The following is a 12,651-nucleotide window of genomic DNA, read 5'->3' as shown; positions in this document are numbered from 1 at the left end:
TAAGCACAACCTAAAAAACACTAAAGAAAAAGCACTAGCTACTCTCGATCACCCGGTCCAAAGGTCAATAGTTGCCTTTAACCAAAAATGGACAAACTATTACAGTTGTCCATTTTGGTTTAGGAAATATCCTTATGATGCCATCAAGTTATACCTAACTGACTATATTGTTACCTTTATTCTCTTGCTGATGAATAGTGACAGGCCAGCCCGGGAACTGGTTACTTGCTTTACCATCGGTTATATCGACTAAAAACTTATAGGCATCCATTGTGTATGTGAGCTTGTCAGAATCGAAGGTAATAAAACCAAAGCCGCTGCCTTTTTCATGAGCCTTTACATAGCGGTTATTTGATTTTCCTACTTCAGGATTCCCTACCGCATAGACATAAATCTTATTACCGAAGGTATCATTATACTCGCCTGTTTCAGCAAGCCCATGTGCAGGGCGGTTTTGATAAGGCATATTCATTGAATCTGGCTTCCACCACCTTGGCCAACCGGCAGAAATAGCTGGCGTACAAAAAGCCCAGTTACTATCCCTTTGTTGATTTACGCCATATTGAGATAAAGACCCTAAGTGGGTATCACCACAAATATGTAACGCCATAGAGTCACGCATTGCATCAATTGCACGATTTCGCGCAGATGCAGGCCAACCACTTGAATCGAAATCGTATTTTAAAAAGCGATCAGGTAACGGCTGATGAGTTGAGATAGCCGCAAATACCGTTTGGCTCAACACCGCTTTTAATTTATGCCCGCGCCAGTCTTTACCCCACGCTTTAAGAAATTGCTCCTGTCGACTGCCTAATAAATCTAAACCTGGAGGATTAAACACAGGATTATAAAAAAGTGGATCTTCATCTTGCCCTGTTTCGCCGACCGCAACATTTATGCGTTCAGGGCCACTTTTCCATTGTCTGTCGGCAAGAATCGCAAAACCGACACCGCCATATAGCATAGTGCCATAATACGAGCTAATACCATTAGTTGGCGTTGGATCATAAGGATCTGGATGATGGTTGAGAGTGGTTTTATGTACCATATTAATCACCCGTGCTGAATCAATGTAACCACCTAAAACACTCGCTGAAGGGTCTTTCGAAATGTTTTCCATTCTTGCACCACCCTCACCCCACAAATTGCCTTGGAGTACATCATGATCATCGGGCAAACAAATTGTCGGTTGATTACGCATGACCTCTTTGAAAGCCCAACCAAATTGATAGAACTTACGTAAGTAGTTCAAAATCGCCAAATCATCAGGCGTGCGAATTACACCAAACCCACCATGGCTTTCATAAATTTGATCGCCAGAAAAGAACACTAAATCGGGGTTTAGTTTTTCGACATTTTGCGCAACTGGCTGGTACGGAAAACCATAATCATTTTGACACGTGAGCGCAGCCATTCGTAATTTTTCACTTGCGGGGTTCGCTTTTATAACCCCTGAATATATATCTGGTGTGTGTGTACCGTCAGTGTGTTTTTCACGATATACAACCCGAAAAGGCTTATCGTGTGTTTCATCCCAATTGGCTATACGAAAAGTCGCCAACCAGCCGTCATGATCTATGACTTGCGAATCAATAGCGATCCACTGATTATTACGCTGGATCTGTAGCTCTATTTGCTGATTATCTTGCTCACCTATTGGCCCTGTATAAGCACTCAATTTCAGCACAAAACCTTCATGGCTCAATGTATCGTTTAACGAATACATAGTCCAAAGTATTGGACCAAACGCTTGTTCATCGATTACTGAAAATGCTTCACCTTGCATGGTCCAATTACTAAATTTATAACGTGCGCCTAATTTGTCTTCAGGTGCGTTTTCAAATGTAACAGACGGAATCGAGAAATTACTAACTAGAGCCACATTGCCTAATAACTCTGAAGCTGCCGCCAAATGGCTTAGAGTACCAATCACTTTACCTGACGACGCTAAACTAGCTGTTAACTCTAAAGCCATAGCGCCTGATTGAGGAGTGCCAGTCAGCGTCAAAGTAACAGCTTGATCCTCTATTGGAACCATTAAAGGCGTTGTGTTATTACCTAACACTAAATCGTTGTTTTTAATACCAAGGTCATAACCCTGCTGTACAAAACAGTTACTACGGTATTCATTTAATTCACTTTTAGCACCAAGACGAATACCCGCTCCACCATCCTTACCGTTTGGCTCTAAGCGAGACACTTGCACCGACATTGTAAAAGCTTGGTCAAGATGCGCTATTTGGTGAGTGAGTGAATGAACACTTCGATTACCGCCTCTACTTCTACATTCAGCAGCACCATTAACAACCCGCCAATCCTCCATCGGATTAGCCCAATATTGTTTGCCAAGCCATACTCTATCATGTGTTTTATGCCAATTATCACGATGAGCTTGAGTGCCGCGAGTAACAGTTGAAGTAGCAGCTCCTAAATGCCGAGTACAACCAGATACCCCTGTAGCAACAACACCAGCTGCTAATATTTTGAGTACAGAACGACGAGATATATTTTTATTCATAGTTTTAATCCCACAAATTGAATATTGTTAACAGTAAACAAACTATATGCGTTTTTTTATAAAAGATCAGCATTTGTTTTCTAAAAAACGATTACACATTAATAAAAGTGACATGTGAGCATGAGCGCGTGTTGTTCTTTTAGGAAGAAAATTTTTTGATCGAGTGGAAAGTGTGTAACCTTGTAGGCCAAGTAAGCTTCCGCGTTCAATTCATGCTCCTTGCAGAACCTTCGAGCAGCGCATATTTAGTGTTTATGTTGGTATTAAATTTATTAGTTACCTTGCAACAATCAATAAGGGATTTTTACTGATAGCTTTCTTAATCTGCTGTAAATAAGCGCTGTATCTTCATCGCGTCGAGTTTGCTTCTATCAGAACAACTGCAGTTCCAATTTCAAGAATGGTATTTATTCTCCACTTTCAGTTAATAAAAAGTTGCTATTTAATAACAAAAAAATGTAACCTTCATTAATTGTTAACAATTAACATTGGTGCATTGTGAGATTTCTAAATAACTATAAGATAAAAACTAGAATTTTAGCGCTGGTACTCATTCCCCTAGTAATTACCGGAATAATGTCTGCAGATAAAGTAAATTCATCGCTTGAGCAACGCCAAGCAATCAGCAAGTTGGATGCGGTACTCGAATACGCACATGTAGCTTATCCACTTATTGCGAATTTACTCGAAGAAGGCTTTTATACACGGCTGTATCTTGATACTCAATCTGACGCGACAAAACCTAAGCAACAAATGTTGATTCATCGCAAAAATGCGCTATTTCACGGTAAGCAGTTTAATGAGTTTATTAAGGATAATCAGCAAACTATCAATCAATTCCCAACTTTACGAGCTCAAATCGAAAAAATAGAAAAACAATTAATAGAGCTCAATGTTGTCAGGGAGGTTGCAGATAATAAAAGTCATTTAAGCCGTGATTACATGACTGAGCTAGGCCGAGAAGTACATACAATGTTCGAGATTAATCGGCTAATTCGCAGTTTGTTAATGACCTTGAGTGAAATTGTAGTGATCGCAAGTAGTGATCAACAACTCGGTAAAATGTCTAATGCTTACTATTACTTAGTTGCTAGCAGTGTTGAGCGTTCGTTTCACGATAGCTTTATTAATACGGCTATCAACAGCCAACTTGATGTCTACATTTATGGAGAAATATTCAGAAGCGCGACTGCAATTCAAACCTACAACAGCTTATTTTATAATTTCGCAAGTCCATTCGCTCAGACTGTACTTAATGAAATGAGCAAAGATCCGAGCTATTTAAAATCAGAAGAAGTCGCCCTAAAAGCACGCACAAACATCTATCAAACCGTCAATAAGCCTTTAGATATAGGCACAACTAATTGGCCTACTACTGTAAAAAATATGGCGCAGTTACAACAACATGCTATTGAAAGAGTATTGAAAGAACTCATTGACACTAAAAACCAGCTAATCGAACAAGCGCAAAACAATCTTTATAGTAATATTAGTACCTTAGCCTTACTGATCCTATTACTGACTGTTATTTCGTGGTTTATTATTCGTAGCATTACCCAACCGCTATCTGAAATAGTTAGCCAAGTTAGTCAACTTGCCGGCTCAAAGGATCTCACTCATCAATTTAAACACCAGGGTAATGACGAATTAACTGAACTTATCAACGCATTTAATTTATTGATTACGGGGTTTCATAGCACCTTATCAAAAATAGCCAAAGAGTCGGTGCAAATAGCAAATAACTCGCAAACCATGCATAACACTATACAAAACAGTACATTACTCAGTAATAATCAACAGTTAGCAACGCATAGTATTTCTGTAGCAATCAATCAAATGACCGCCACAATTAGTGAAGTATCTGCAATGACGAATCGCACTCACCAAGCAATTGAACAGGCGCATTCAGTATCAACGCAAAGTTTAGCAAACTCAAACATCAGTCAAACGATGATGCAAACATTAACGACTGAATTGAGCGCTACCACAGACGTGGTAAATGAACTCGATGAACAAGCAAAACTGATCAGCAATATATTAAATGTGATTGAAGGCATTGCTGAGCAAACTAACTTACTTGCACTTAATGCAGCAATAGAAGCTGCACGTGCAGGGACGACAGGACGTGGCTTTGCCGTGGTAGCTGATGAGGTCAGAAACCTAGCAAGTCGGACCCAGCAATCAACACAACAAATTCAGAGCCAAATCAACGCACTGCAAAGTGGTGCAAGTACAGCAACGCATAGCATGTCGCAGCTGCAATCTCATTCAGCCCAAGCAATTGAAAGTGTGATCAACAATGCTCAGTCGTTTACGCAATTAAAAGAGCAGCTTGATCAGGTTATGGATATGGCACTGCAAATAGCCACCGCAACTGAAGAGCAAACATCAGTTTCAAACTCAATAAACGAGCAAATAACCTTAATTAATAATGATGCACAATCTGTAGCAAATACAACCCAGAGCAGCCAACAAACCGTTGATAGCTTAACCCGTATCGTTGCAAACCTAGAAAGCTATATCAATGAATTTACCTTAGTCACACCACCCAAAAATAATTTATAAGGAGTAATATTAATGGATAACCTCGGCTTTAAACTCACGGCTATTACGGTCGCACTCGCTATGACAGCGTGCAGTCATAAAGAATCTAACGTATCGATGTCACAGCAGGTCGTATTTACAGATGTATCAGCTGAAGTGGGCTTAGATACAGATAAAAATTGGAAATACGGCGGCCCGTCACTCTCTGATCTAAATAACGACGGTTACTACGATTTATTGCTAACTAATCATGACTCTACGCCAGTTCAATTATTCTTATCAAATAGTGACTTTAGCTATACCAAGCAAGCTGATATTTACCCACGTGTTGATTTACATGGCATGGCCAGTGGCGATTACGATAACGATGGTGATAACGACATTCTGCTTTCATTAGGAGGTGGCAACGGCCTTACCCCTCAACCGCAACGGTTATTGCAAAACAATAATGGCCAATTTACTGATGTAACTGAGCAGGCTGGCTTATCAAAAATGGGCGCACGTGGCCGCTCGGTGCGTTGGGTTGATCTTGATAACGATGGCGACTTGGACTTTATACAAGTTAACGCCGAAAAGATGGTGACAGAGAATACCCCACGTAATATTTTGTTTGTGAATAACGGTAACGGCACATTTGAATATCACCCATCCCCAGTATTTGAAAACTTAAATAGTGAGCGTGTGTTAGTCACTGATTTTAACAACGATAATATCCCGGATCTTATCGGTTTTAATGGCTATAGCCCTTTGGTTGTTCTACAGGGCAATAATGACCTTTCCTTCACCGATGTAACGTCTCACGTATTACCAAAAGGGCTTGAAACAACAGGAACGTTGACTCTAGCGCATGCAGATATCGATAACGATGGCGATATGGACTACTACCTAGCCAGAGGTAAGCTGCATTACAGCATTGCGAATAATAGCATCTCCTATAATAACGAACTAAAACGTTTAGACTTAAGAGACGAAGGTAATAAAAGCCATGACGGACTAAGCCTCATAACACAAGGGAGTTTGATTTTAAGTGATTTTTATCATTTTCCCCGCGGTAAAAAAATGGCTGCCATGCCAGTATATTTAGGTGAACAACAAGTTCAAATTACAACGCCATCAGATGAGTACGTGATCAACCCAGAGCAAGCACAGGGCTTTGCCAAGTCTATTACTAAAACCGGTTGGTACATTGGTTATTTAGGCAATAACCAATGGCGTGTAGAATGGCACTTAGCTGATGACTTAGCCTGGGATGTCCGTGCTTCATTTAAAAATGTCTTAGATTATAAAACACAGTGGACACCGCAAAACCTTGCATTGCAGGATATTTTACTTCGTAACGACAATGGCCGTTTTGTTGATATATCGTCGCAATTGCCAACTGAAACCATTGATAATAACTGGGGGGTTGTGCCGGGTGACTTTAATAACGATGCATTAGTCGACTTTGTTGTTTATCGATTTGGTCATTTAAAGCAACGAGTTGCCGATCTTTTATTAATAAACCAAGGCAATAACAATTTTACTAGCCAGTTATTAAACTCAGCCACCAGCGAGTTAAATCAAGACTCTCATGGCGATATGGGCGCTGCATTTGATTATAACCATGACGGTAAACTCGATCTGCTAAGTGGTGATGATGACAACGGCAGTTGGCACTTATATAAAAACACCACGCCCATGGCAGATAAACACTTTAGCTTAATACGCGTTGGGTATTCACAAACAGGTATTGATCCATTGGGTGCAAAAATCCACATACGTACAGAGCAAGCAACGCAATATCAACTTGTGGGCTCACACAGTGCAAGCCATTCACAAAGCTTAATGAACATTGCCCATTTTGGCTTAGGTAATGATGCTAACATCAAAGAGATTAGTATCACTTGGCGTGATGGCAGCAATCAAGTATTGCGTAATCAACCCGCAGACCGTTTAATTGATATAGGAAATATAAAGTACTGATAAAAAAGCCCCTATTTTGGGGCTTTTTACTCGTTAACCAAATAACCTCAGGTTACTTAATAACATAATTTGCCGTTTGTTTTGCCTGTTCAATATTCTGCTTATTTAACTGCTCAAAAAACTTATCTATTTCTGCTTTGTATTCCCATGATTGCTGCAATACATTATTTGTATTGTGCTTATTCCACTCATTCCACAGCTTGGCTAATTTCGCTTGTTCAGCGGGTAACGTATCAACCAAGTTATGTTGCTCATACGGATCGGCTTTCATATCAAAAAAACTGCGGCCTACATTCGGTAGTGGTTGGTTCATATATTTATAATCAACAGTACGTACAGCATAAATATTAGGTGCCTCTTCTAAGCGCCAAAATAACGCCTGATGTGGGCTGCCTTGTTTAGTGCCTTGTAAAAATGGCAGTAAATTAACACCATCTAATTTCTTATTATCAGCACCCGCTAGTACAACTGAGGTTGCAGCAATATCAAGTGACGATACTAAACCAGTAAACTCTTCGCCTTTAGGAATGACCCCTGGCCAATGTGCAATAAAAGGCACATGAATACCGCCTTCTAGTAAAGCCACTTTACCTCGTCTAAAAGGAGAGTTATCAGCCCAATCGCTGGTCGGTTGCCAACTTTCAGGGAATACGCCACCATTATCTGATAAAAAGATGATCAGGGTGTTGTCTAGTTGCGCGGTTTCTTTAAGTGCATCAACGACCATACCTATGCCTTCATCCATAACATCGATCATAGCGGCATATATACGTCGATCTTCATCTTCAATATGCTTATATTTTTCAATATATTCAGCGGGTGCTTGTAGTGGCGTGTGAGGCGCGTTGTAAGATAAATACATAAAAAATGGCGACTCTTGCTGTCGATGAATATACTTCACGGCATCACGGCTAAGCGCTGTCGTTAAGTATTCATCAAATTCGGCCACTTGAGTGTTACGCATCAGCGGCAGTGAATAACCATCTCCGCCAACCGTCACTTGATCAGGCATATAATTATGCCCGCCATCTAAAAAACCATAGAAATAGTCAAAGCCGCGATTATTGGGCTGAAAATGCGGTGCGCCACCCAAGTGCCACTTGCCAAATACTGCGGTGTGATAGCCGACATCCTGTAAACGATTAGCCAGTGTTTTTTCTGATAACGGCAGTCCCATGTATTTATCTTGAGGCATATAACTGACATTATTTTCCATACCAAAACGTGCTTGATACCGTCCTGTTAGTATCCCGACCCGAGAAGGCCCACAGTATGGATGCGTTACATACGCGTTTTTGAAGCTAACACCATTATTAGCTAATGCATCAATATTTGGTGTTTTGATCTCTTTTGAACCGGTAAAGCCTAAATCGCCATACCCTAAGTCATCGGCGAGGATCACCACGATATTTGGTTTCTCCTCGCCGTAACATAGATTACTGAATACACTAAACAGCAATAACCAATAGACAGACTTTAAATAAATTCGCATAGTGTCCCTTTATAACTGACATCTAGATTGATGTGAAAATGATGCCGACACTTTAAATTAGCTTTCGCCTTTACCGCATTCAATATCCTCTATAACGAGTTATAAAATCGTCTTTCCTATACAAATCAACACACTAAAACAAGTTAAATTTCACCACCCTCTACAAAAAGTAAATTGTTAACAAAACTTGACTTGTAAGCCTCATTCCCACTATTGTTTTAGTTCTGCCCTATAAAAAATAAAAATTAGCGATGTATTACATAGAATTAAATTGGGATATATTTTTACGTACCGTGATCCCATTTGCAGCTGCCAACATTTTCATCATGGTACTCATTTATTTTACGCTTGTGCGCGAACGCATTGGTGCTGCCTACCCTTTTTATTGCGCTTTTATCGTCTGTTTTATTCTTTTTTTATGCGGACCGATTATTAATGTGATGCCACTTTATGAAGGGAAAAGGTGGTATGACTTTTTTAGAAATATTTTGCTCTTTAGTATTGGCACCCCCTGTTTACTTTTTGCATTATTAACGCAGGCTAAGTTGCAACTCCCCAAACCCTTATTAATAGCACCGGTTGTACTAGGGATTGCATGGTCGTGCTTTTTCCTCTGTGCAGCCCCTTTATATTTTTACAGTCCCGATGAGCTACCTTGGTTAGTTAAATTAGAAAACATAAACGCACAGCATATTTACTCATCTCAATTACTGTTGATCTGCTTGCAGTTGTTACTCCCTTGTATCCTACTATTACATACAAGCCTCAAAGCGTATGTTGCAACTCATGTTTATGGTGCGCTCACACTCAGTGTTTTTATGTGCATTGGTAACGCTTTTGAGCTGTGGGTTATTTACTATGTTGGGGCAAGTTTAAGTGCGCTAATTTGGAGCTGGGCGGTTTATAAAGATATTCAATTTACAAATAGTAAAATTAAACAACACACTGAACACCAAAATGCACTCGCTATAGCGCAATTTACAGCGGCTACTAATCGCCACTTTAGCCAGTTTTACCCAGACAAATTAAACAAAGCGTATCCGCTTAAAGAGCGTGTAGCGCTACTTGAGATTATCTGTACTGCTAACCCACATTTAACAGCAACCAAGTTAGACGAGTTATTAGTTAAACTAAAAAGCTATTGCCACAATTCATTAAGCTGTTATCAGATAAGAGCAAAAGAAATCACATTTATGATGTTTGATCGGGTTATTTTTCAGTGCGGGAATAGTAAAGTATTACTTGATGAGCTTGAAAATATCGGCAATCGCCTTGATGATGCTAACACTATCGTCAATATTGATGCAGCCCTACATCACGTGATCACAGTATTAAACTACGCGCTTGATCAATTAAACAGTAACACTCCAGATCAACAACTTGTTGATAAAGTAAAAGCGTATATTCTTGAGCAATACCGCCATGATATCTCCATTGCAGATATTGTCAGCGCTGTGGGTGCGAGCCGCTCACATACAATGAAGGTGTTTAAACAGCTTACGGCAACAACGATTAATCAATACCTAGCTGATGTAAGAATAAACCAAGCCAAGTTGCTCTTGCTAACTAAAACAGTCACCGAAACAGCCTATGCGGTAGGGTTTAATAACTCAGCGTACTTTTCAACGGTATTTAAAAAACACACTGAGTTATCACCAAAAGAATACCAACAACACTGTCAATTGAAGTCGTCGATAACGACTGCAAAATGAGCTTATTTACTTATAAGTTCACTATCTCATAACTTATTTTGTCAGTTGATACTTTAGTTTAATTTTTCACCTTACCTGTCGCTGCCCACTCCACCCCACGACGCATAACGCTTATAAAGTGCTCATCTTCGAATGCTTCAATACCATGCCCTAACGTCGTGTGAAACACTCGACCTTGATGATAGTCAACAGTCATGTGCACAGGCTCATGACGTCCAAACCCATTAAATTCTTTATCGTCAAAGGCGCTTGCTAATACTGTTAAATTTTGTGCTGGACCTCGTAGTCGGTTGTATAACTCGTCTTTATTATGACTCCAGCTATTAGGAAGTGACTTTGTGATTGGGTGCGACTGCCGTAAAACGATTTCAAACGCATGCTGCTTGCCATGCCCACCGCCTTGCCCTTTTGAAGTATCACGCTTTAATTGTCCTTGTTCGTCAAAATATATGTAAGGGCCGTCTTTTTCATTACGACCACCCCAACCACCCAAGCCAATCATTCGGTTGTATTCAAGCCATTGTGGAAACGAATTGTTCGCAGCGTGAACAGACACAAAACCGCCACCATTTTTCATGAATGTTTCGAACGCCAATTTCGTTTGTTGCGGCCAAGGTGCAGCTTTCCAACCAAAGTTAGAAATAACTACATCATAATCAGCAAAGTTAGGTAAAAATGTTTCATCTGTGACCGGCTGTTCGAAATCTTGGTGGTTTCTTCCATCATTAGCAGGGAATTGCTCTAGTAACTTTCCACCATTCCACGTCTTTGCAGTTCGATATATATCAACCTCAAACTGACCTGTTTCCTCAAGATATATTTTCATCATATTCGATGTTTTCGGCCAAACGGAATGGTTATTTTGTCCGTCTATTAGCAACACTTTTATCGATGAAGTACTAGCGGAAAATGATGTACAACCGTACAAAAGCACTGTTAATAATATGATGAATAATTTGATCATGAGTTCCCTATTTAATAAGCTCATTTAATGTGTAATATACTTTTTCTACGCTAACACTACGGCCATTGACATCTTTCAGACCAGGGAAGTCAATTTGCACGACTTTATCTGCCATTAATGGCAGTTCAATATCAATCGACTTTTTGTCTTTGCTTAGTGTTATATTACTGACTGGTAATTGAGTTAAGTCTTTTTTTGGCGAGCCATAATTGCCCGAATAATGATAATGCCAAGATTGCGCCGACAAACTGTCTGATTTCACCGACGTTGCGTCCAACTCATCAGTATATGTTAATTTGAAACCTGTTTTGGTGAGTTTAATCTCTAATAGTTCGAATGGGTTGGTGCCATCCCAAACCACTTTTTCTAAACCGAACGGTTTGCCACCTTGTGCGCCCCAACCTCTTGCGGTTTGCCCAATCCAAAGTTGGCCGTTAACATCAAATTCCGCACGAATATTTCCGCTTTGAAATCTATTCATAAAGTTAATAACCGCACCTTGGTATTTGCCATTCACTTTGTCTAACAAAACACGGAAAACGTTAGATTGCGTTTGGTCACCAATAAAAATTTGCCCCTCAAATGGCCCGAATTTTCCTTGGGTTGTATCCCACTCTGGGTTGCCAGGTGAGTTGGCTACTTCTATATGTGGTATCCAAACCACTGGTTTTTCACTCATTGCAGCCAACGTGTCTAAAGATAGGTTTTTAACTTTTTCTTTAGTAAAACCATCAATTTCGATGAGAGATACGGGATGTCCATAAAACTTTCCTTCCTGTAACAAATGCATTTTTGAGGTTGGTACCCAGTCCCCTTGGTTATCAGTAAAAAATATTTCGCCACTAGGACTTGCACCGATCCCCGCAGGAGAACGTAAGCCGTGCGCATAGGGGGAGTAACGACCCTTTTCATCTACTTTAAACGCAAATCCCCGATGTCCACCTGCGGTCCCCATCGCACCCATAGTGAAAGCATCAGGGTTATTATGGCTCAAATTGAGAGTTCCAAATAAATTGCCTAAATTATCTTTTACAGGCCCAAAGGTAAATTCGTGGTAATTGTCGTGAAACTCCCAATCATTTGCCAAAGGTATGTAAGCATCAGCTTTATTATCGTTGTTAGTATCAATTAATCGCGTCAGTTCTGGTTTTTGCGCCACTAAAATTGATCCATCGTCATCAACCATTAATCCCGTTGGTTCGTGTAGGCCTTCGGCAAACTTTGACCATTGCCCTTGTTTAAGATACCAAACTTCACCGAAACGAGTAGCGACCCAAATAACGCCAGCACTATCACTGTCTAACCCTGTAACATGAAAACGAACATCTTTAGGTGTTTCTACGGTGACTATTGTGTAACCGTCAGGTGTATATTCATGTTTTGGTGCTTGCTGTGCATTAATCGATAAAGTAACTGACAGCGTTATTATCGGTGATAAAAGATTAGTTAATACTTTCAT

Annotated in this window: 7 protein-coding genes; 3 read left to right on the top strand and 4 right to left on the bottom strand. The window is 40.1% G+C overall.

The genetic code is table 11. From position 1 onward, the window contains the following. Window positions 1–154: 154 nt before the first annotated feature. Window positions 155–2,518 (bottom strand): alkaline phosphatase D family protein, encoded by a 2,364-nt coding sequence (locus tag CWB85_RS10595; RefSeq protein WP_138554852.1) that lies wholly within the window; start codon window positions 2,516–2,518, stop codon window positions 155–157. A gap of 576 nt (window positions 2,519–3,094) precedes the next feature. Here CWB85_RS10595 and CWB85_RS10590 point away from each other — a divergent pair. Continuing rightward, window positions 3,095–5,083 (top strand): methyl-accepting chemotaxis protein, encoded by a 1,989-nt coding sequence (locus tag CWB85_RS10590; RefSeq protein ID WP_138554851.1) that lies wholly within the window; start codon window positions 3,095–3,097, stop codon window positions 5,081–5,083. 12 nt (window positions 5,084–5,095) lie between these two features. After that, window positions 5,096–7,024, top strand: a complete 1,929-nt coding sequence (locus CWB85_RS10585; RefSeq protein ID WP_138554850.1) for a CRTAC1 family protein — start codon at window positions 5,096–5,098, stop codon at window positions 7,022–7,024. 52 nt (window positions 7,025–7,076) lie between these two features. On the opposite strand, the gene CWB85_RS10580 is transcribed toward CWB85_RS10585, so the two are convergent. Then, on the bottom strand, window positions 7,077–8,516 hold the full coding sequence (locus tag CWB85_RS10580; protein ID WP_138554849.1) for a sulfatase family protein: 1,440 nt from the start codon (window positions 8,514–8,516) through the stop codon (window positions 7,077–7,079). Between the two features lie 251 nt (window positions 8,517–8,767). On the opposite strand from CWB85_RS10580, the gene CWB85_RS10575 reads away from it, so the two are divergent. Further along, window positions 8,768–10,228, top strand: coding sequence for a helix-turn-helix transcriptional regulator (locus CWB85_RS10575; RefSeq protein ID WP_138554848.1), 1,461 nt, complete (start codon window positions 8,768–8,770; stop codon window positions 10,226–10,228). 58 nt (window positions 10,229–10,286) lie between these two features. Here CWB85_RS10575 and CWB85_RS10570 read toward each other — a convergent pair whose 3' ends face one another. Then, window positions 10,287–11,057: a ThuA domain-containing protein gene (locus tag CWB85_RS10570; protein ID WP_016709253.1), complete on the bottom strand. Its 771-nt coding sequence runs from the start codon at window positions 11,055–11,057 to the stop codon at window positions 10,287–10,289. A 142-nt stretch (window positions 11,058–11,199) separates the two neighbouring features. Continuing rightward, window positions 11,200–12,651 (bottom strand): DUF7133 domain-containing protein, encoded by a 1,452-nt coding sequence (locus tag CWB85_RS10565; RefSeq protein WP_016709252.1) that lies wholly within the window; start codon window positions 12,649–12,651, stop codon window positions 11,200–11,202.

This window comes from Pseudoalteromonas sp. S1727 (genome assembly GCF_005886375.1).
GTDB classification, from domain to species: domain Bacteria; phylum Pseudomonadota; class Gammaproteobacteria; order Enterobacterales; family Alteromonadaceae; genus Pseudoalteromonas; species Pseudoalteromonas haloplanktis.
The sequence above is the reverse complement of the archived record's forward strand: the minus strand, read 5'-3'. Positions and strand labels throughout refer to the sequence as shown.